The following is a 20,127-nucleotide window of genomic DNA, read 5'->3' on the forward strand; positions in this document are numbered from 1 at the left end:
GTCGAGTCTACTGACCCGGACGGCCCCCGCCCTTGCCGATCCAGCCCAGGTGGGTGTGCTGGAAGTCGTCGGGCAGCTTCAGCCCGTAGCCGAGGGCGCGGTCCACCGCGACGTGGAAGGCCCAGCACAGGGCGACGAGCCCGAGCGCCGGCAGGTCGGCGACGAGGGCGATCGCGCCGAGCGCGGCCGGCACCGCGTAGTTGTGGGCCGCGTTGTAGAGCGCCGCGCCGACCCGCGGACCCGCGGCGTAGCCCGCCGCCGAGAGGTCGAAGGCGAGGAACAGCGCGAGCGGCCACCACCACGAGAAGCCCAGGACGAGCACCGCGACGTAGGCGGCGACGGCGACGACCGCTCCCTCGAGGCGCTGCCAGGCGATCGGCGTCATGCCCCCAGCGTCGCCCAGTTCCCCGCAGGAGTCGAGGATCTCCGGAGAGCGTCGCTCACTTCCCCCAAGCCGAGGTGGGGTGGGGATGGCGCCGGGGCGCGCTGGAGACCGGGCGGGGGTGGGACTGCGCGGGGGCGGCGAACCCCCGCTTCGCCTACGCCGCGCCCGAGAGGCAGCTCGGCCCGAGCGCCGCCTTGAGATCGCCGTAGAGCGCCGACGAGCGCGCCACCCGGAACTCGTCCCCGAGACGCATCGTGAGCGGCTTGTCGGGACCCGTGAGCACCATGCGCACCTCGATCGAGCCGGGGTGGGACCGAAGGATGCCCTTGACCTGCTCGACCAGTGGCGGGGTCACCCGCGAGGCCGGCACCGTGATGGCGACCGGTGAGGTGTCCTGCTGGTTGAGGTTGGGGATGCGCACGTCGATGGCCGAGAACTGCAGCCCGCCGTCTCCCCGCTCGCGCCCGCGCACCTTGATCGCGATGACCGCGTCCTCCGCGAGGTCGCGCGCATAGGTCTCGTACGTCTTGGAGAAGAACGACACCTCGGTCTCGCCCGTCATGTCCTCGAGCGTGACGATCGCGTACGGGTTGCCCGACTTCGCAATGCGCCGGTCGACGCGCGTGACGAGGCCCGCGAACGTGATCTGCGAGCCCTCCTGCACGCCGTTGGCCGGCGTCGCGTTGAGGATCTGGTGCGAGGCCTCGGAGCGGATGATGTGGTCGAGGCCCGACAGCGGGTGGTCGGACACGTACAGGCCGAGCATGTCGCGCTCGAGGTTGAGCTTGGTCTTCTTGTCCCACTCCTCGAGCGTGGGCACCTCGACCGTGACGCCGCCGCCGAGGTCGCCCGCGTCCGCGAACAGGTCGAACTGGCCGGTCGCCTCCTGGCGCTTGACGCCGATGACCGAGTCGATCGCCTGCTCGTGCACGGCGTTGAGCGCGCGCCGCGAGTAGCCCATCGAGTCGAAGGCGCCCGACTTGATCAGCGAGTCGATGGTGCGCTTGTTGCACACCGTCGCCGGCACCTTGTCGAGGAAGTCCGCGAACGACGTGAACGCGCCCTGCTCCTGGCGGGCCTTCACGATCTCCGCGACCACGTTCGAGCCGACGTTGCGCACCGCGGTGAGGCCGAAGCGGATGTCGTCGCCGACGGCCGCGAACGTGCCCTTCGACTCGTTGACGTCCGGCGGCAGCACCGTGATGCCCATGCGGCGGCACTCGGCCAGGTACAGCGCGGACTTGTCCTTGTCGGTGCCCACCGAGGTGAGCAGCGCCGCCATGAACTCCGTCGGATAGTGCGCCTTGAGGTACGCGGTCCAGAAGGACAGCACGCCGTAGGCCGCCGTGTGCGCCTTGTTGAAGGCGTAGTCGGCGAACGGGAGCATCGTCTCCCACAGGGCGTTGATCGCCTCGAGGGAGAAGCCGCGCTCGAGCGCGCCGTTCTTGAAGGGCTCGAACTCCTTGTCGAGGATCTCCTTCTTCTTCTTTCCCATCGCTCGGCGGAGCAGGTCCGCCGCGCCCAGCGTGTAGCCCGCGACGATCTGCGCGATGCGCTGCACCTGCTCCTGGTACACGATGAGGCCGTAGGTGATCCCGAGGACCTCGCGCAGCGGCTCGTCGAGCTCCGCGTGGATGGGCACGATCTCCTGGCGGCCGTTCTTGCGCTCCGCGTAGTTGGTGTGGGAGTTCATGCCCATCGGGCCCGGACGGTACAGGGCCAGCACCGCGGAGATGTCCTCGAAGCTGTCGGGCCTCATCTGGCGCAGCAGCTGGCGCATCGCGCCGCCGTCGAGCTGGAACACGCCGAGGGTGTCGCCGCGCGCCAGCAGGTCGAACGTGCCGTCGTCGGCGAGCTCGAGGTCCTCGAGGACCAGCGGCTCCTTGCCGTTGTCGACGATGTTCTCGAGCGCGTCGTCGAGGATCGTCAGGTTGCGCAGGCCCAGGAAGTCCATCTTGACCAGGCCGAGCGTCTCGCACGTCGGGTAGTCGAACTGCGTGATGACCGCGCCGTCCTGCTCGCGGCGCATGATCGGGATGATGTCGATGAGCGGGTCGGACGACATGATGACGCCGGCCGCGTGCACGCCCCACTGGCGCTTCAGGCCCTCGAGGCCCTGCGCGAGCTCGAACACCTGCTGCGCGTCGGGGTCCTGCGTGAGCAGCGCGCGGAAGTCCTGTCCCTCGTGGTGGCGCGGGTGCTTCTCGTCGGTGACGCCGATCAGGGGCATGTCCTTGCCCATGATCGCCTCGGGGTACGCCTTGGTGAGCTGCTCGCCCAGCGAGAACGGCTTGCCCAGCACGCGCGTCGAGTCCTTGAGCGCCTGCTTGGCCTTGATGGTGCCGTACGTGACGATCATGGACACGCGGTCCTGGCCGTACTTCTCGGTGACGTACTGGATGACCTCGCCGCGCCTGCGCTCGTCGAAGTCGATGTCGAAGTCGGGCTTGGACTCGCGCTCGGGGTTGAGGAAGCGCTCGAAGTAGAGCTGGTGGACGATCGGGTCGATGTCCGTGATCTTCATCGCGTACGCGGCCATCGAGCCCGCACCCGAGCCGCGGCCCGGTCCGACACGGATGCCGTTGTCCTTGGACCACTGGATGAAGTCGGCGACCACCAGGAAGTAGCCCGGGTAGCCCTTGCCCGCGATGACCTCGATCTCGAAGTTCGCGCGCTCCTGCACGTGCGCGGGGATCTCGGGGCCGAAGCGCTCGTGCAGGCCCTTCTGGACCTCCTTGACGAACCACGAGTGCTCGTCCTCGCCCGGCGGGCAGTCGAAGACCGGCATGTAGTCGGCCTTGGTGTTGAACTCGACCTCGCACTGCTCGGCGATCGCGAGCGTGTTGGTGAGCGCCTCCGGGTAGTCGCCCCAGATGTCCCACATCTCCTCGGACGACTTCACGTAGTAGCCGTCGCCCGAGAACGCGAAGCGCTTGCCGCCCTGGTCGTACGTCGGCTCGCTCAGCGTCGAGCCCGACTGCACGCACAGGAGGGCCTCGTGCGCGGTCGAGTCCTCCTTCTTCGTGTAGTGGAGGTCGTTGGTGGCGACCAGCGGGGCGCCGATCGCCTTCGAGATACGCAGCAGGTCCTCGAACACGCGCTTCTCGATGTCGAGGCCGTGGTCCATCAGCTCGACGTAGTACGAGTCCTTGCCGAAGATGTCCTGGAACTCGGCGGCGGCGCGCAGCGCCTCGTCGTACTGGCCCAGGCGCAGACGCGTCTGCACCTCGCCCGACGGGCAGCCCGTGGTCGCGATGATGCCCTTCGAGAAGCGCTGCAGCAGGTCGCGGTCCATGCGCGCCTTGTAGAAGTGGCCCTCGAGCGAGGCGTAGGACGCGAGCCGGAACAGGTTGTGCATGCCGGCGGTGTCGCGCGCCCACATGGTCGCGTGCGTGTACGCGCCGCCCGAGCTGACGTCGTCCTGCTCCTGGCCGCGCTCGCCCCAGCGCACGCGCGTGCGGTCGCCGCGCGCGGTGCCGGGCGTGAGGTACGCCTCGAGGCCGATGATCGGCTTGACGCCCGTGGCCTGCGCCTTGTTCCAGAACTCGTACGCGCCGAACAGGTAGCCGTGGTCCGTGGTGGCGATCGCCTTCTGCCCGAGCCGCTCGGCCTCGCTGAAGAGGTCGCCGATCTTCGCCGCCCCGTCCAGCATCGAGTACTCGGTGTGGACGTGGAGATGGACGAAATCCTTGCCGGGCATGGAGATGATTCTAGGAGCCCCGACCGACAGCGACGGGACGATGCGGCGGCCGGTCGGGAGTGTCGGCGCGAGTTGGGAGAATGTCGGGGTGAGCGAGGACACGAGGCCCCGGCGGAACCGGCGCGGACGCGGGCGCGGACGGCGGGACGATGCGCGGGGCACCGGCGCGACCCGCTCGCCCGAGCATCGTCCCCGCGTGAGCCGGCGCGCCCTCGAGGCGGCCGCGGCGACGCGGGCGGCCGTCGAGGTCCCGCCCCTCACGTATCCCGCCGAGCTGCCCGTCTCCGCGCGCCGCGAGGAGATCGCGGCCGCGATCCGCGACCACCAGGTGGTGATCGTGGCGGGCGAGACCGGCTCGGGCAAGACCACGCAGCTGCCCAAGATCTGCCTCGAGCTCGGCCGCGGCCGTGCCGGCCAGATCGGGCACACCCAGCCGCGCCGCATCGCGGCGCGCTCGGTCGCGGAGCGCATCGCGGAGGAGATCGGCACGGAGCTCGGCGGGATCGTCGGCTACCAGGTGCGCTTCACGGACCAGAGCTCCGACACCACGCTCGTCAAGGTGATGACGGACGGCATCCTGCTCGCGCAGATCCAGCGCGACCCCGACCTCCTCGCGTACGACACGCTCATCATCGACGAGGCCCACGAGCGCAGCCTCAACATCGACTTCCTGCTCGGCTACCTCACGAACCTGCTGCCGCGCCGCCCCGACCTCAAGATCGTCATCACCTCGGCGACCATCGACTCGGAGCGCTTCGCCCGCCACTTCGCGGCCGGGGGCCCGCTGCCGCAGCCCGCGCAGGTGGACGATGCGGCGGTCGCCGACGAGCGCGAGCACGACCCCCGCATGGCGCCCGTGGTCGAGGTCACGGGCCGCACCTATCCCGTCGAGATCCTCTACCGCCCGCTCGAGGGCGAGACCAAGGGCGACGAGAGGGACCTGGTGACCGGCATCGTCGACGCGTGCGACGAGCTCATGACCTGGGGCGACGGCGACATCCTCGTGTTCCTCTCGGGCGAGCGGGAGATCCGCGACACCGCCGACGGGCTCGAGGCGCACCTGGGCGACCGCGCCCGCGACCCGCGCCACCCGCGCCGGGTCGCGATCCTGCCGCTGTACTCGCGCCTGTCGGCCGCGGAGCAGCACCGGGTGTTCGAGCGGCACTCGACCCGCCGCATCGTCCTCGCGACCAACGTCGCCGAGACCTCGCTCACGGTGCCCGGCATCCACTACGTCGTCGACCCCGGCACCGCCCGCATCTCGCGGTACTCGAAGGCCACCAAGGTCCAGCGCCTGCCGATCGAGCCCATCTCCCAGGCGAGCGCCCGCCAGCGCTCGGGCCGCGCGGGCCGTCTCGCCGACGGCATCGCGATCCGCCTCTACTCCGAGGAGGACCTCGAGTCCCGTCCCGCCTTCACCGAGCCCGAGATCCTGCGCACGTCGCTCGCGGCGGTGCTGCTGCAGATGATCTCGGTGGGCGTCGTCGAGTCGCCCGAGGACGTCGCCCGCTTCCCGTTCGTCGAGCCGCCGGACACCCGCGCGATCCGCGACGGCGTGCAGCTGCTGTCCGAGCTGGGCGCGATCTCGACGCGCGACGGGCGCACCGCGCTCACCGCGGTGGGCCGCCAGCTCTCCCGGCTGCCGATCGACCCGCGCCAGGCCCGCATGATCGTCGAGGGCGCGCGCCACGGCGTCGCGCGCGAGGTCGCCGTGATCGCCGCCGCGCTGTCCATCCAGGACCCGCGCGAGCGGCCGGCCGAACGCCGCGAGGAGGCCGACCTCCTGCACCGGCGCTTCGCTGACCCGGGCTCCGACCTGCTCGCGTACCTCAACCTGTGGGAGCACGTCCGCGAGCGCCAGCACGCGCTGTCGGGCAACCAGTTCCGGCGCCTGTGCAAGGCGGAGATGCTCAACTTCCTCCGCATCCGCGAGTGGCAGGACCTGGTCCAGCAGCTGCGCGAGGCCGCCAAGTCCATGGACATCGCGATGGCGTACCGCAAGCCGTCGCCGGTCGAGGACCCCGACGGCACCGGCGCGTTGCGCCACGTCTGGGACGACGACGCGATCCATCGCTCGATCCTCGCGGGCCTGCTGTCGCAGGTGGGCGCGCAGGACGTGCTGCAGCTCAAGGCGAGCTCCTTCTCGCACCTCAAGGGCGAGGCGCGCGCCAAGGAGATGCGGCGGGCGCGCAAGCGCGCGTCGAACGAGTTCATCGGCGCACGCGGGATCCGCTTCGCGATCAACCCCGGCTCTCCGCTGTCGAAGAAGCCGCCGGAGTTCGTGATGGCGGCGGAGCTGGTGGAGACGAGCCGGCTGTGGGCGCGCGACGTCGCCCGCATCGACCCGGCCTGGGCCGAGGACCTCGCCGGCGACCTCGCCAAGCGCACGTACTCCGAGCCGCACTGGTCGTCCAAGCGCGGCGCCGCGATGGCGACGGAGAAGGTGCTGCTCTACGGCGTGCCGATCGTCGCCGACCGCCCCGTGCTGTGGGCCAAGGTGGACCGCGAGGGCGCGCGCGACCTGTTCATCCGCCACGCGCTCGTGCAGGGCGAGTGGACCACGCACCACGGCTTCTGGCGCCGCAACCAGCGCGTCCTCGAGGAGGCCGCCGAGGTCGAGGCCCGCGCGCGCACGCGCGGCGTGATCGCCGACGAGGAGACGCTCGTCGCGTTCTACGACGCGCGGCTGCCCGAGTCGATCGTGTCCGCGGCCCACTTCGACCGCTGGTGGAAGGGCGCGCGCCTCGAGGACCCCGAGCTGCTCACGCTCACCCTCGACGAGCTGGTCCCCGAGCACGCCGCGGTGGACCCGTCCGCGTTCCCCGAGCGCTGGCCGCAGCTGGACCTCGAGCTGCCGCTCACGTACCAGTTCGAGCCCGGCACCGCGGCGGACGGCGTCACGGTGCACGTCCCGGTGGGGGTGCTCGCGCGCGTCCTCCCGGACGGCTTCGACTGGCTCGTGCCCGGCATGCTGCCCGAGCTCGTCACCGCGACCATCCGGGCCCTGCCCAAGCCCGTGCGGCGCCTGCTGGTGCCGGCACCCGACGCCGCCCGAGACATCGTCGCGTGGATGGAGGCGCACCTGCCCGCGTGGGCCGACATGGTGCGCGCCGGCGACATGGCCGAGCCCTTCCACGACGCGTTCGCGCGCGCCGTGCGCGAGCTGCGCGACGTGGACATCCCCGACGACGCGTGGGACGGCCTCGCCGAGCGCCTGCCCGCGCACCTGCGCATGACCTTCCGCGTGGTGGAGCCGCGCGGGCGCGGCGAGCGGATCCTCGACGAGTCGCACGACCTCGTGCTGCTGCAGCGCGCGCTCGCGCCGCAGGCCGAGGCCGCGGTGCGCACCGCGGTGCAGCGGGCGGCGGACGCCGCCACCCGCGGCGGACGGGACGATGCGCGACGCACCTCCCCCGCCGCCGGCGCCGGCCCCGGCCCCGCTCCGCGCCCCGCGAGCGCCGCGGTGGCCGAGGTCGACGCGCTGACCACCTGGCCCGACCTCGACGTGCTGCCCGACGAGGTCGAGGGCACCGTGCACGGCGTCGTGGCGCGCGGGTACCCGGCGATCGTCGAGGAACGGAAGGGCGGCCCGCGCGCCGCGCTGCGCGTGCTCGCCGACGCCTCCGAGCGCGACACGACCCACGCGCGCGGCGTCCGCCGCCTGCTCGTGACCGAGGTGGGGCTCGCGACCAAGCGCGTGACGACCCGGTGGTCGCCCGCCGAGTCGCTCGCGCTCGGGGCGTCGCCGTACCGGAGCACCGACGCGCTGGTGGACGACCTCCAGCTCGCGGCGGTCGCGCGCCTTGCCCCCGACGCCGGTGCCGTGCGGGACCGCGCCGCGTACGAGGCGCTCCGCGCGCGCGTGCGGGACGGTCTCGAGGACACCGTCCTCGAGGTCGCCCGCCAGGCCGCGGCCGCGCTCACCGCGGCGCGCGAGCTCGACGTCGCGGTCCGGGGGGCGACCTCGCTGGCGCTGCTCGCGACCCTGCAGGAGCTGCGCGAGCAGTCCGCGGCGCTCGTGGGCGACGGCTTCGTGCGCGCCACCCCCGCCGACCGGCTCCCCCACCTCGCGCGCTACCTCAGGGCCGGCGCGCATCGCCTCGAGAAGGCGCAGCAGGACCCGTCCAAGGACGCGCAGCTCGCGTGGCAGGTGGCCCAGGTGGTCGATGCCTACGACACGGTGCGCGCGGCGCACGCCAAGGGCCGCGCGGGCGCCGGCACCCTCGCCGCGCTCGACGGGGTGCGGTGGATGATCGAGGAGCTTCGGGTCTCGCTCTTCGCGCAGCGCCTGGGCACCGACGGGCCCGTGAGCGAGCAGCGCATCCGCAAGGCGCTGGCCGCGATCGGCTAGGTTGCCCGTCATGACCGACGAGACCTCGCCCCGCACCTCCCCGGCCTGGGAGGCCTGGACCATCCGCGGCGTCGCGGCGCTCGCGGTGGTCGTCGCCCTCGTGCTCGCCGCGATCGCGTGGGGCGCGGTCGTGCACGGCCACCCCGCCTACGCGATCATGCTCGCGGTCACCGTCGTGGTCGGCGGCCTCACGCTGTGGCGGTGGCGCCGCGCACGCCGAGCCGGCGGCGCGGGCCTGCTCGTCCTGCGCGTGGTGGGCATCTTCGCCGCCCTCGCGTGGGTCGGCATGATCGCGTGGCTCAAGCCCTTCGTCGCCACCGAGCCGGCGCTGTCCGCGATGACCTCGGACGACGCAGTGACCGTGACCGAGAGCGCGACCCGCATCGTGATGGAGCCCGCCGAGGCGACCGGCGCCGGCGTCGTGTTCTACCCGGGCGCACGCGTGGACCCGCGGGCCTACGCGGCGCACCTGCGCGCGGTCGCCGAGGCGGGCCACGAGGTCGTCATCGTCAAGGAGCCGCTCGGCATCGCGTTCCTGTCGATGGGCGCGCTCGCGCCCGTCCTGGACGAGCGAGGAGGCGCATGGGCGGTCGGCGGGCACTCGCTCGGCGGCACCGTCGCGGCCCTCGAGGCGGATCGGGAGGATCCCGCGGGCCTGCTGCTGTGGGCGTCCTACCCGGCCGGCGACATGTCGTCGTACGGCGGCGCCGTCGGATCCGTCTCCGGCTCGTTCGACGGCCTCGCGACGCCCGCCGACATCGACGCCTCGCGCGCGGACCTGCCGGACGCGGCCGTCTTCACGGAGGTCGAGGGCGCGGTGCACGCGCAGTTCGGCGCGTACGGCGCGCAGCCGGGCGACGGCGAGCCCGCGATCTCGGACGACGAGGCCCGCGCGGCGATCGTCACCGCTAGCCTCGCGCTGCTCGACGCGGCGGGCTGAGCTCAGCCGCGCAGGAGCTCGAGCGCGGCCGCCAGGTCGTCCGGGTAGTGCGACGTGACCCGCACCTCCCCGCCGCGCGTGGGGTGCTCGAACGCGAGCTCGTGCGCGTGCAGCCACTGGCGCGTGAGGTTCAGGCGCTTCGCGAGCGTCGGGTCCGCGCCGTACGTGAGGTCGCCCGCGAGCGGGTGGCGCATCGCGGCCATGTGCACGCGGATCTGGTGCGTGCGGCCGGTCTCGAGGTGGATCTCGAGCAGCGACGCGCTCGGGAACATCTCCAGCACCTCGTAGTGCGTGACGGACGGCTTGCCGCCCTCGACCACCGCGAACTTCCAGTCGGAGCTGGGGTGACGCCCGATGGGCGCGTCGATCGTTCCCTCGGTCGGGTCGAGGTGGCCCTGCGCGACCGCGTGGTAGATCTTGTCGACCGTGCGCTCCTTGAAGGCGCGCTTGAGCGCCGAGTACGCGGGCACGGTGCGGGCGACCACCATGAGGCCCGACGTGCCGACGTCGAGACGATGCACGATGCCCTGGCGCTCGGGCGGACCCGCCTCCGCGAGCCGGTAGCCGGCCGAGGTCAGCGCGCCCACGACCGTCGGCCCGGTCCAGCCGGGCGACGGGTGCGCCGCGACGCCGATGGGCTTGTTCACGACGACGATGTCCTCGTCCTCGTACGCCACCTCGAGGCCGCCCTCGATGGGCGGCTCGGGCGCGGCGGGCCGGTCCTCGGGGATGTCGACCGCGAGGATGCCGTCCGCGAGGCGATCGGAGCGGCCCACGCCGCGGCCGTCGAGCATGACGTGGCCGTCGTCGAGCAGGTCCGCGGCCTTGGTGCGCGACAGGCCGAGCATGCGCGCGAGCGCCGCGTCGGCCCGCTCCCCCACGAGCGCGTCGGGGACGGGCAGGTAGCGGGTGTCAGCCACGCCGCTGCGCGCCGTCGGTGTCGACGTCGGAGCCTGCGTCCTCCGCGGACGCCTCGGGCGCCTCGGGCGAGGCGTCGGTGCCGGCGGACGTGACCGCCGCATCGTCCCCCGCCTCGCCGGCGGCGGGCTCGAGGATCGGCTTCGAGAGCAGGCCCGCGCCCACGATCGCGATCGCGGCGCCGACGATCGCGATGTCCGCGACGTTGCCGACGAACTGGTCGGCGTAGTTGATCATGTCGACCACGTGGCCCTCGCCGAAGGACGGCTGGCGGAGCAGGCGGTCGATGAGGTTGCCCAGCGCGCCGCCCAGGGCGATGCCGAACACGGCGGCGGCCCAGGGACGCTGGGCGCGCCGGCCGTAGACCACGATGCCGACGGTGACGAGCGCGGCGATGATCGTGAGGATCCACGTCGTCTCGTCGCCGAGGCTGAACGCCGCACCCGAGTTGAAGACCAGCTGGATGGACAGCAGGTCACCGATCACCGGGTGCTTCACGTAGGGCTCGAGGGTCTCGAGCGCCCACTGCTTGGTGAGCTGGTCGACGACGACCACGCCCGCGGCGTACAGCCAGAACGCCGGCCTCCAGGTCAACGACGCTCCTCGCGCTGCTTGCACGTCACGCAGAGGTTCGCGCGCGGGAACGCCATGAGGCGCGCCCGACCGATGCCCTGGCCGCACGACTGGCAGGCGCCGTAGGTGCCCACCTTGATGCGGCGCAGCGCGTCGACGCTCTGCTCCAGCATGTCGCGGGTGTTGTTGACGATCGACATCTCCTGCTCGCGCTCCAGCGCGGTCGAGCCGGCGTCGGCCTGGTCGTCGCCCGCACCCTCGGACGTGTGCAGCAGGTCGTCGAGCTCGTGCTCCGTGACGCCCAGCTCGGTGACGAGCCGCTCGACGTCGGAGTTGAGCACCTCGACGATCTGTCGGAGGTCCGAGATCTTCCAGGCGTCGTCACCCTCACGCACGGGAAGCTTCTTCACGTCCGCCGGCTTCAGCTCGGCGGGGTCCACCACCACGATGGTCACATCGGTGCTGCTCATGACTGTCCTCGTCTCTGCCTGGTGAAAGGAGGGTAGTCCCCTCCGGAGCACATAGCAAAGCGCCGCGCCCGAAGGCGCGGCGCCGTGCGTGTCTCGAGCGTCAGCCCTGCTTGTCCTCGTCGCCCTCGGACGGCTGGCTCCAGGGGCTCTGCGGCGTGTACGGCGTGCCGTACTGCGTCGCCTGCGGCTGGTACGGCTGCTCCGCGAGCTTGGGCGTCATGCCGGTCACCGGCGCGAACGGGTGCGGCTCCTCGGCCTGCTCCTCCGACGCCTCGCCCTCGGGCTCCTCGGCGGTCTCGTCGCCCTCCTCGGACGCCTCGCCCTCAGGTGCCTCCTCGGCGGTGTCGGCGGCCTCGGCCGGCGCCTCCGCCGCGAAGTCCTCCTCGGCGGCGGCCTCGGGGGCCTCCTCCGCCGGGGCCTCGTCCTCCATGAGGTCCTCGCCCACGAACGACGCGACCGGCGCGGGCGCGGTGCCCTCGGCGTGGTCGAGGTCGCCCAGCAGGTTGGACAGGTACGACTTGAGGCGGGCGCGGTAGTCGCGCTCGAAGCGGCGCAGGTCGTCGATCTTGGTCTCGAGCAGCGAGCGCTCGGCGGTGAGCTCGTCCATGCGGGCCTGGGCGTCGGTCTCGGCGCGCTCGACGATGGACTCGGCCTTGGCCTTGCCCTCCTCGACGAGGCGCTCCTTCTCCTCCTCGCCGGCGGCGACGTACTCGTCGTGGAGCTTCTGCGCCATCGCGAGCATGCCGGTCGGGGTCGGGGGGTTGACGTCGGTGGCCGCCTGGAGCAGGCCGGTCTCCTGCGTCGGCTCCGGGGCCGGGGCGGGTGCGACGCCGCCCTCCTGCACCTTCGCGGCGAGCTCGTCACGCTCCTGCGTGAGCTGCGCGATCGTGGCCGCGACCTCGTCGAGGAAGTCGTCCACCTCGTCCTGGTCGAAGCCCTCGCGGTACTTGGTCTTGGAGAAGGCCTTGTTGAGGACGTCCTCGGCGGTCAGCAATGCCATGTCGACTTCCACCTCACGCGGGTAGGGGCCGGTTCTCCCGGCCTTGCGGATACTTCGTCACTGTACCGACATGTCTATCGGCACGCACTTGAGAGGTCCAGGTCAGCGGCTCATCGCGACGGCGCTGACGACCTGGTAGAGCAGGGACACCGCCAGGAAGACGATGAGGAACGCGAGGTCGATGCGCACCTGTCCCAGCGACAGCGGCGGCACCACGCGTCGCACGGCCTTGATCGGCGGGTCGGTCACGGTCAGCACGCCCTCGACCGCGACCAGCGCCGCGCCGGTGGGGCGCCAGTCGCGCGCGAAGGCCATCACGAGGCTGACGATGACGCGGCCCAGCAGCGCCATCATGAACAGGAAGAGCACGAACTGCAGCGCGCCGAAGAGGAAGGACACGCTGCGAGCCTACCGCGAGGCTCAGGCCTGGTTGTAGAAGGCCTGGTCCTGGACGGGCTCCTCGTCGATGCCGATCTCCACGTGCGCCGGCGAGAGCAGGAACACCGAGGTGGTGACGCGCTCGATCGAGCCGTGGAGGCCGAACGACAGGCCAGCCGAGAAGTCGACGAGGCGCTTGGCATCCGCGTCGGTCATCTCGGTGAGGTTCATGATCACCGGCACGCCCATGCGGAACGCCTCGCCGATGAGCCGCGCGTCGTTGTAGCTGCGCGGCTTGATGGTCTGGATGCGGCGCAGGTCCTTCGCGGGCGCCTCGGCGGCCTCGCGCGGCGCACGGGCGTGCTTGGTGGGCGCCGCCTTCGGACCGTGCTGAGCCTGCTTGACCTCGGAGACGTCGTGCAGGTTCGTCACGGGCGCGAGCTCGGGCTCGGCGTAGTCGTACTCCTCCTGCTCGCTCACGTCGAATCCGAGGTACTGGATCGCCTTGCGCATTGCGCTCATCATGACCCCCTGGTCGTGGTGCCGTTCAACGCCTTCACGGTAGGGCCGCGACTCCCCTGGTCAGCGGACCGACACGCCGCAGACGATGACGCCGGCGTGCCGTCCCGTGACCCCGTCGCGACGATGCGAGAACAGCCGGGGGTCCTCGAGGGTGCACACCCGGTGGCGGACGACCGTCGTGAAGCCCAGCTCCCCCAGGCGCGTCTCGACGGCGCGCGGGAGGTCGAGCGCGGGCGTGCCCGCCCGTGTCGTCGAGCGCGCCGTGGGATGGCGCGAGGCGACGGCGTCCCGCATCTCCTGCGGGACCTCATAGCAGCGCCCGCAGGCCGCGGGGCCGATGCTCGCGGACATGCCCTCGCGCGCGCGCCGCTCGGCGGGGCTGCGGAGGTCGAGCAGCGCCGCGACCGCCGCGTCGACCGCGCCGAGGCGGACGCCCTCGCGGCCCGCGTGGACGGCCGCGACCGCGCCCGTCACCGCATCGTGCATGAGGATCGGGACGCAGTCGGCGGCGATCGCCGCGACCGCGACGCCGGGCGTGCGTGTGACGAGCACGTCCGCGACCGCGGGGTCCTCGCCCGGACGCGTCACCTCGGCGACCCGGATGCCGTGCTCCGCGTGAAGGAAGGACACGGGCGCCCCCGCCATGACGGAGACGGCCGCGCGGTTGAGCGCGACCGCGTCCGGGTCGTCACCCACGTGGGTGGCGAGGTTGAGCGACTCGTAGGGGGCGGCGGACGAGCCGCCTGCCCGGGAGGTGAAGAACGCGCGAACCGGCAGCCCGGCGTCGAGCACCCGTCCCTACCGGAGGAACTCGGGCACGTCGAGCGTGTCCGCGGCGGGACGAGCCTGCGGCTTGAGCGGGATCGCGTCCGTGGCCGGGGCGGCGTCGCGCGCCTCGGCGGTCGGGCCGGCCGGGATCACGTCCGTCTCGACGGGCGCGTCGATCGGCTCGAGCTCCTCGGCCTTGGGCGCCGGGGCGGACTCGATCGCGCCCAGCGCGCCCGCGTGGGCACGGTGGGTCGGGGCGCCGCCGTCGAAGCCCGCCGCGATGACGGTGATGCGGAGCTCGTCACCCAGCGAGTCGTCGATCACGGTGCCGAAGATGATGTTCGCCTCGGGGTGGGCCGCCTCGCGCACCAGGCGGGCCGCGGTCTCGACCTCCTTGATGCCCAGGTTCGAGCCGCCCGAGATCGACAGCAGCACGCCGTGCGCGCCCTCGATCGACGCCTCGAGCAGCGGCGACGCGATCGCGCCCTCCGCGGCCTCGAGCGCGCGGGACTCGCCGCGGGCGCTCGCCACGCCCATGAGCGCGGTGCCCGCGCCCTGCATCACGGACTTGACGTCGTTGAAGTCGACGTTGATGAGGCCCGGGGTGGTGATGAGGTCGGTGATGCCCTGGACGCCGCCCTGGAGCACCTGGTCGGCCGCGGCGAACGCGCCGAGCACGCTCAGCTGCGTGTCGGAGATGTCGAGGAGGCGGTCGTTGGGGATGACGATGAGGGTGTCGACCTCGTCGCGCAGCGTCGCGATGCCGTTGTCGGCCTGGTCCGCGCGGCGGCGGCCCTCGAAGCCGAACGGGCGGGTCACGACGCCGACGGTGAGCGCGCCGAGCGAGCGGGCGATGCGCGCCACGACGGGTGCGCCGCCCGTGCCGGTGCCGCCGCCCTCGCCCGCGGTGACGAAGACCATGTCGGCGCCGCGCAGCGCCTCCGCGATCTCGTCCTCGTGGTCCTCGGCCGCCTTCTTGCCGACCTCCGGGTCGGCGCCCGCGCCGAGGCCGCGCGTGAGCTCGCGGCCGATGTCGAGCTTCACGTCCGCGTCGGACATGAGCAGCGCCTGCGCGTCGGTGTTGATCGCGATGAACTCGGCGCCCTTGAGGCCGACGTCGATCATGCGGTTCACGGCATTGACGCCGCCACCGCCCACGCCGACGACCTTGATGTGCGTGATGTAGTTCTGCGGTGCGGCCATGTGCCTGTCCCTTCAACCTTAACCCTCAAGTTGAGGGTTATAGTTATGTCAAGTCGTTCACTGACGAAGGTACGGGCGGGTCGCCCCGTTCCCGAGGCCGACACGCGCGTGTCGCGAAGAATTATCGGCGCGCATCGTGAAGCGCGGGGCCCGGCCGCCTGCCGCGTCAGGTGATGACGGGCAGCGTCGGCGCGGAGACGTCGATCTCGGTCGCGTCCTTCGCCTGCGCGGAGCGCAGCAGCACCTGCAGCACGCTCACCTTGAGCGCGGAGTCCTCGGCGCTCCCCCAGTCGACGCGGGGCCCGTCGCGCAGCACGAACGTCACGGTGTCCTCCGTGGTCGCGCTGATGTCCTGGACCCGGTTGCGGAGCCTGGCGGGCAGCTGGTTCACGACGCCGAGCACGGACTCGAGGATGCGCTCGTTGCCCTTGCCCGTCGGGATGGTGACGACGGGGAGACGCGCAGGGGTCGCGTCCGAGCGGCCCACCCGGGTCGCCTCGGAGTCGAGGAGGTCGTAGCCGCCGTCGGTGCTCGGCACCGCGGCGACGGGCTCGCGCGAGGTCAGCTCGATGAGCAGCCCTCGGGGCCACACGCGCTCGACCGCGGCGTCGCGCACCCCGGGCACCTCGCGCAGCTCGTCCGCCACGCGCGACGAGGCGAGGGTCGCCAGCGAGTCGCCCTCGTGCGCGTCCACCACCTTCGCGACGTCCTCCGGGTCGACGACGGTGCCGTAGCCCGTGACCTCGACCTGCTCGGGATCGAGCGCGAGCACGGGCGAGGCGAGCACGACCCAGGCGAGCGCGCCCGCGATGGCGACGTAGCCCGCGCGTCGCGCCCAGACCAGCGCCGACAGCCGGCGCTGCGCGGCCGCGCGCTCCTTGAGCCGCGACTGCAGGCGCAGCGTCACGTTGCCGAGCTGCTCGGCCGCAGCCTCCGCGCCCCGCGTGGTGCGGCGCCTCAGCAGGCCGCCCCAGCGGCGGCCGCGCGAGGGCGGCGCGGTCTCGGTCGTGCGGGTCGCGCCCGTGCCGGTGCTCCGGCGGCGCTCGCCGTCCCGGCGCCACGCGCGCGCGAGCTCGTCCGTCTCCGCGGTGACCGGCACCCCGGTCGAGCGCGGCCGCGTGCCGGTGGCGACGCTGCCCGACCGCGGGCGGTCGGTCGACGCGGTGGGCGCGGTGGGCGCGGTGGAGGCGGTGGGCGCGTCGCCCGGCGACCGGCGCGCGGCCGGACGCGGGGGGCGGCGGACCTCAGACATCGCGCTCCGCGAGGCGCGCGAGGATCCAGTCGGCCGCGAGCGTCACGGTGCCCGAGCCGACGGTGTAGACGGTGTCCCCCGCCCGCGCGGCATCCGCCGCGAGCCGCGCGGCGTGCTCGAGGTCGTCGGCGAGCGTGAGGGTCGAGCCCTCGGGCATGACCGCGTGCTCCGCGATCGAGGCCGAGGAGACGCCCGGGATCGGGTCCTCCCGGTCGCCGTGGACCGGCGCGAGCACCACGTCGGCGTCCGCGACGGACAGCGCCCGCCCGAAGTTCTCGGCGTGCATCTGCGTCCGCGTGAACAGCGCGGGCTGGAACAGCACCACGATGTGGCCCGCTCCCCCGTCCCGTGCCGCGCGCAGCAGCGCGGCCACCTCGGTCGGGTGATGCGCGTAGTCGTCGATGACGCGCACGCCCGCGGCCTCGCCGCGCAGCTGGTACCGGCGGCCCGTGCCCGCGAACGAGGCGAACGAGGCGGCGGCCGCGTCGGGGTCCGCGCCCATCTCGACCGCGGCGAGCCACGCCGCGGTCGCGTTGAGGCGGTTGTGCGCGCCCGGCGCGCTCACCGCGAGCGGGATCTCGCGCCCGTCGTACGCGATCGCGTCCGGCCCGACGACGGCGTCCGCCCCCGAGCCCTCCGAGCCGTACGTGAGGACCCGCGTGCCGGCGGCCCGCGCGGCGTCCGCGAGGCCCCGCACCACCGCATCGTCCACGCACGCGATAACGGTGCGGGACTGCGACGCGAAGTCCGCGAACGCGCGGTGGAGGTTCTCGACGGTGCCGTGGAAGTCGAGGTGGTCGGGCTCGATGTTGAGCAGGATCGCGACCTCGGGGTGGTAGCGCAGGAACGAGCCGTCGGACTCGTCGGCCTCGAGCACCGAGATGCCGGCCGTGCCCGCGTAGCCGCCGGCGACCGCGCCCTCGATGCCGAACACGCGCGCGCCCACCGCGAAGCCCGCGTCGACGCCCGCCGCGTGCAGCGCGTGGGCGACCATCGCGGAGGTCGTGGTCTTGCCGTGCGAGCCGGCGACCGCCACCAGCCGCTGCCCCTCGAGCGCGCGCACGAGCGCCTCCGAGCGGTGCCAGACGGGGATGCCGAGCGCGCGGGCGCGCGCCAGCTCGACGTTGGTCTCGCGCACCGCGGTCGACACCACGACCGCGGCGGCGCCGTCGACGAGCGCCGCGTCGTGGCCGAGCTGCACGTCCATGCCGGCGTCCGCGAGCGCCTGGAAGTACGCGGTCTCGGCGAGGTTGGTGCCGGACACCGTGTAGCCGCGCGCCGCGATGAGCCGCGCGACCGCCGACATGCCGGAGCCGCCGACGCCGATGAAGTGGATCCGCTCGCTCACAGGGCCCCCTCGATGAGGTCCGCGAGGCGCGCGGCGCCGTCGGCGATGCCGATGCCGCGTGCGGCCTCGCGCATCGTCTCGCGCGCGTCGGCGTCGAGCAGCATGTGCTCGGCGTGCAGGGTGAGCGAGGCGGGCGTGAGGTCGGCGTCCCGCACCAGCACGGCCGCGCCGGCCTCGACCGCGGCGGCGGCGTTGAGCGCCTGCTCGCCGTTGCCGTGCGGCAGCGGCACGTACAGCGCGGGCAGGCCCAGCGCCCCGATCTCGCACACGGTGGCGGCGCCGGAGCGGCACACGACGCCGTCGGCCGCGGCGAACGCGCTCGCCATGTCGTGCGCGTACTCGGACACCGCGTACATGCCGCGCGAGGCGGCGGGCAGCTCCGCGAGGGCGCGGTAGGCGTCCTCGGTCTTGCCCTTGCCCGTGAGGTGGATGACGTGCACGCCGTGGGACACGAGCGCGCCGACGGCCCGGGCGAGCGCCGCGTTGACGCTCGCGGCGCCGAGCGAGCCGCCGAAGACGAGCAGGACGTGGGCGTCCGGCGCCCAGCCGCGGGACTCGCGCGCCGCGGCGGCCGCGCGGGCGCGGCTGTCCGGGTCCGAGAGGGTGCGGGCGAGCGACTCGAGCTCGGGGCGCAGCGGCAGGCCCGTGACCGTCGCGTGGCGCAGCGGGGTGCCGGGGAACGTCACCGCGACGCGCTCGGTCAGGCGCGCGCCCAGCTTGTTGGCGATGCCGGGCTTGGCGTTGGCCTCGTGCACGACGATCGGAAGCCCGCGGCGTCGCGCCGCGAGGTACACGGGGGTGGACACGTAGCCGCCGAAGCCCACCACCGCATCGGCCTCGAGCCGGTCGATGGCCGCCTCGCAGTCGCGGATGGCCCGCCGCAGCCGCGACGGGAAGCGCAGCGCGGCGCCGTCGGGGCGGCGCGGGAACGGCACCTTCTCGATCTCGACGAGCTCGAGGCCCGCGCGCGGCACGAGGTCCGCCTCGAGGCCGTCGGGCGTGCCGACCGCGGTGACGTCGTGGCCCCGCTCGAGCAGCGTCGAGGCGGTCGCGAGCAGCGGGTTGACGTGGCCGGCGGTGCCCCCGCCGGCGAGCAGGAGCCTAGCCACGCCGGGTCCCCCGGGACAGCACGGCGAGCGAGCGGCGCACCACGGACGGGCGGGCCGCGAGCGCCTCGGCCGCGCCGGGCTCGTGACGGGCGAAGGAGAGCAGGACGCCCATGGCGGCGAGCGACATGATGAGGGACGAACCTCCGGAGGAGACGAGCGGGAGCGGAACGCCCGTGACGGGCAGGAACTCGAGGACGACCGCGATGTTGACGACGGCCTGGATGACGATCCACGCGCCGATCCCGGCGCCCGCGATCTGCACGAAGCGGTCGGTGCTGCGGGTGACGATGCGCGTGACGGCCACGAGGATCATGGCGAAGGCCGCGAGGATGAGCAGCGTGCCGAGCAGGCCGAACTCCTCGCCGATGATCGCGAAGATGTAGTCGTTGTCGGCGGCGGGCAGCCAGCCCCACTTCTCGCGGCTCATGCCGGGGCCGAGCCCCCACAGGCCGCCCTGCGCGAGCGCCCACGTGCCGTGGGTCTGCTGCCAGCACGCGTCGCTCACGCACTCGCCCGTCAGCCACTGCTCGATGCGGGCGACGCGCGACTGCGCGGAGAAGACGAGCGCCGTGAGGCCCACGACGCCCACCACGCCGACCATGCCGAAGAAGCGGGCGGGCACGCCCGCGACCCAGAACGCGACGAGCACGATGACCATGAGGATCATCGCGGTGCCCATGTCCTTGCCCGCGAGCACGAGGCCGATCACGGCGATCGCCATGAGCCCGCCGGGCATCATGATGTCGCGCGGGTTCGTGAGGCGGTGGCGGAAGCGCGACAGCACCACGCCGAGGTAGAGCGCGAGGCCCAGCTTGGCGATCTCGGACGGCTGCAGGCTGAAGCCGGCGACGCGGATCCACGCCTTGTTGCCGCCCACCGCGAAGCCGGTGGCGAGCACGACGGTCAGCAGCGCCATCGAGCCGTACAGCACCCATGGCGCGACGATCCGCCACGCCTTGATGGGCAGGCGCGAGCCGACGACGAGCGCCGCCATGCCGGCCGCGAGAGCGATGAGCTGCGTGATGAAGCCCGCGTACGCGTTGCCCTCGGTGGTCCGGATGGACGCGACCGACGAGCTCGACAGCACGACGGCGAGGCCCACGAGCACCAGGATCGCGGTCGCCGCGACGAGCAGGTAGTACGAGGCGAGGGGCGAGCGCCAGGCGCTGACGGTGCTCTCGGGCCGTGCCGCGGTCGCCGTCATGCCGCC

General features: G+C 73.1%; 16 protein-coding genes. 2 read left to right on the forward strand and 14 right to left on the reverse strand.

The window, feature by feature from the left end; genetic code table 11:
- Positions 1-7: 7 nt before the first annotated feature.
- Positions 8-385: a DUF4260 domain-containing protein gene (locus AOM02_RS04445; protein ID WP_062297088.1), complete on the reverse strand. Its 378-nt coding sequence runs from the start codon at positions 383-385 to the stop codon at positions 8-10.
- A gap of 154 nt (positions 386-539) precedes the next feature.
- Entirely contained in the window at positions 540-4,085 is a 3,546-nt protein-coding gene (gene dnaE / locus AOM02_RS04450) for a DNA polymerase III subunit alpha (protein WP_062297567.1), read from the reverse strand.
- Between the two features lie 196 nt (positions 4,086-4,281).
- On the opposite strand from dnaE, the gene hrpA reads away from it, so the two are divergent.
- Both hrpA and AOM02_RS04460 read left to right on the forward strand, forming a co-directional pair.
- The gene (gene hrpA / locus AOM02_RS04455; protein ID WP_062297090.1) at positions 4,282-8,436 is read left to right on the forward strand and encodes an ATP-dependent RNA helicase HrpA; all 4,155 of its coding nucleotides are present in this window, start codon (positions 4,282-4,284) and stop codon (positions 8,434-8,436) included.
- Between the two features lie 10 nt (positions 8,437-8,446).
- Complete coding sequence (locus tag AOM02_RS04460; RefSeq protein WP_062297092.1) at positions 8,447-9,376, forward strand: alpha/beta hydrolase; 930 nt, start codon at positions 8,447-8,449, stop codon at positions 9,374-9,376.
- 2 nt (positions 9,377-9,378) lie between these two features.
- Here the strand turns inward: AOM02_RS04460 and AOM02_RS04465 are convergent, their stop codons facing one another.
- The 12 genes from AOM02_RS04465 to AOM02_RS04520 form a co-directional block, all read right to left on the reverse strand.
- Complete coding sequence (locus AOM02_RS04465; RefSeq protein ID WP_062297094.1) at positions 9,379-10,296, reverse strand: RluA family pseudouridine synthase; 918 nt, start codon at positions 10,294-10,296, stop codon at positions 9,379-9,381.
- Positions 10,289-10,888: a signal peptidase II gene (gene lspA, locus AOM02_RS04470; RefSeq protein ID WP_062297097.1), complete on the reverse strand. Its 600-nt coding sequence runs from the start codon at positions 10,886-10,888 to the stop codon at positions 10,289-10,291. Before lspA ends, AOM02_RS04465 begins: the two co-directional genes overlap by 8 nt.
- The gene (locus AOM02_RS04475; protein WP_062297099.1) at positions 10,885-11,337 is read right to left on the reverse strand and encodes a TraR/DksA family transcriptional regulator; all 453 of its coding nucleotides are present in this window, start codon (positions 11,335-11,337) and stop codon (positions 10,885-10,887) included. The genes lspA and AOM02_RS04475 overlap by 4 nt, the downstream gene beginning before the upstream one ends.
- Before the next feature lie 100 nt (positions 11,338-11,437).
- Entirely contained in the window at positions 11,438-12,337 is a 900-nt protein-coding gene (locus AOM02_RS14620) for a DivIVA domain-containing protein (RefSeq protein WP_169746597.1), read from the reverse strand.
- A gap of 102 nt (positions 12,338-12,439) precedes the next feature.
- Positions 12,440-12,736 (reverse strand): YggT family protein, encoded by a 297-nt coding sequence (locus AOM02_RS04485; protein ID WP_082099683.1) that lies wholly within the window; start codon positions 12,734-12,736, stop codon positions 12,440-12,442.
- A 21-nt stretch (positions 12,737-12,757) separates the two neighbouring features.
- Positions 12,758-13,237 (reverse strand): cell division protein SepF, encoded by a 480-nt coding sequence (locus AOM02_RS04490; protein ID WP_369344285.1) that lies wholly within the window; start codon positions 13,235-13,237, stop codon positions 12,758-12,760.
- 60 nt (positions 13,238-13,297) lie between these two features.
- Positions 13,298-14,029: a purine nucleoside phosphorylase YfiH/LACC1 family protein gene (locus AOM02_RS04495; protein WP_062297102.1), complete on the reverse strand. Its 732-nt coding sequence runs from the start codon at positions 14,027-14,029 to the stop codon at positions 13,298-13,300.
- A 6-nt stretch (positions 14,030-14,035) separates the two neighbouring features.
- A complete protein-coding gene (gene ftsZ / locus AOM02_RS04500) occupies positions 14,036-15,208 on the reverse strand; it encodes a cell division protein FtsZ (protein ID WP_062297104.1) in 1,173 nt (390 codons plus the stop codon).
- 166 nt (positions 15,209-15,374) lie between these two features.
- Positions 15,375-16,460, reverse strand: a complete 1,086-nt coding sequence (locus AOM02_RS04505) for a cell division protein FtsQ/DivIB (RefSeq protein WP_062297106.1) — start codon at positions 16,458-16,460, stop codon at positions 15,375-15,377.
- Positions 16,453-17,808, reverse strand: a complete 1,356-nt coding sequence (murC, locus tag AOM02_RS04510) for a UDP-N-acetylmuramate--L-alanine ligase (RefSeq protein ID WP_062297108.1) — start codon at positions 17,806-17,808, stop codon at positions 16,453-16,455. Before murC ends, AOM02_RS04505 begins: the two co-directional genes overlap by 8 nt.
- Complete coding sequence (locus tag AOM02_RS04515) at positions 17,805-18,917, reverse strand: UDP-N-acetylglucosamine--N-acetylmuramyl-(pentapeptide) pyrophosphoryl-undecaprenol N-acetylglucosamine transferase (RefSeq protein ID WP_228373771.1); 1,113 nt, start codon at positions 18,915-18,917, stop codon at positions 17,805-17,807. Before AOM02_RS04515 ends, murC begins: the two co-directional genes overlap by 4 nt.
- Complete coding sequence (locus AOM02_RS04520; RefSeq protein ID WP_062297111.1) at positions 18,910-20,121, reverse strand: FtsW/RodA/SpoVE family cell cycle protein; 1,212 nt, start codon at positions 20,119-20,121, stop codon at positions 18,910-18,912. Before AOM02_RS04520 ends, AOM02_RS04515 begins: the two co-directional genes overlap by 8 nt.
- Between the last annotated feature and the right edge of the window lie 6 nt (positions 20,122-20,127).

The organism is Demequina maris, from assembly GCF_000971155.1.
Lineage (GTDB): Bacteria > Actinomycetota > Actinomycetes > Actinomycetales > Demequinaceae > Demequina > Demequina maris.

Coding starts and splice junctions, on each gene's coding strand:
- AOM02_RS04445 (WP_062297088.1), bottom strand. CDS start 385: ATGACGCCGATCGCCTGGCAGCGCCTCGAGGGAGCGGTCGTCGCCGTC.
- dnaE (WP_062297567.1), bottom strand. CDS start 4,085: ATGCCCGGCAAGGATTTCGTCCATCTCCACGTCCACACCGAGTACTCG.
- AOM02_RS04460 (WP_062297092.1), top strand. CDS start 8,447: ATGACCGACGAGACCTCGCCCCGCACCTCCCCGGCCTGGGAGGCCTGG.
- AOM02_RS04475 (WP_062297099.1), bottom strand. CDS start 11,337: ATGAGCAGCACCGATGTGACCATCGTGGTGGTGGACCCCGCCGAGCTG.
- AOM02_RS14620 (WP_169746597.1), bottom strand. CDS start 12,337: ATGGCATTGCTGACCGCCGAGGACGTCCTCAACAAGGCCTTCTCCAAG.
- AOM02_RS04490 (WP_369344285.1), bottom strand. CDS start 13,237: ATGAGCGCAATGCGCAAGGCGATCCAGTACCTCGGATTCGACGTGAGC.
- ftsZ (WP_062297104.1), bottom strand. CDS start 15,208: ATGGCCGCACCGCAGAACTACATCACGCACATCAAGGTCGTCGGCGTG.
- AOM02_RS04505 (WP_062297106.1), bottom strand. CDS start 16,460: ATGTCTGAGGTCCGCCGCCCCCCGCGTCCGGCCGCGCGCCGGTCGCCG.
- AOM02_RS04520 (WP_062297111.1), bottom strand. CDS start 20,121: ATGACGGCGACCGCGGCACGGCCCGAGAGCACCGTCAGCGCCTGGCGC.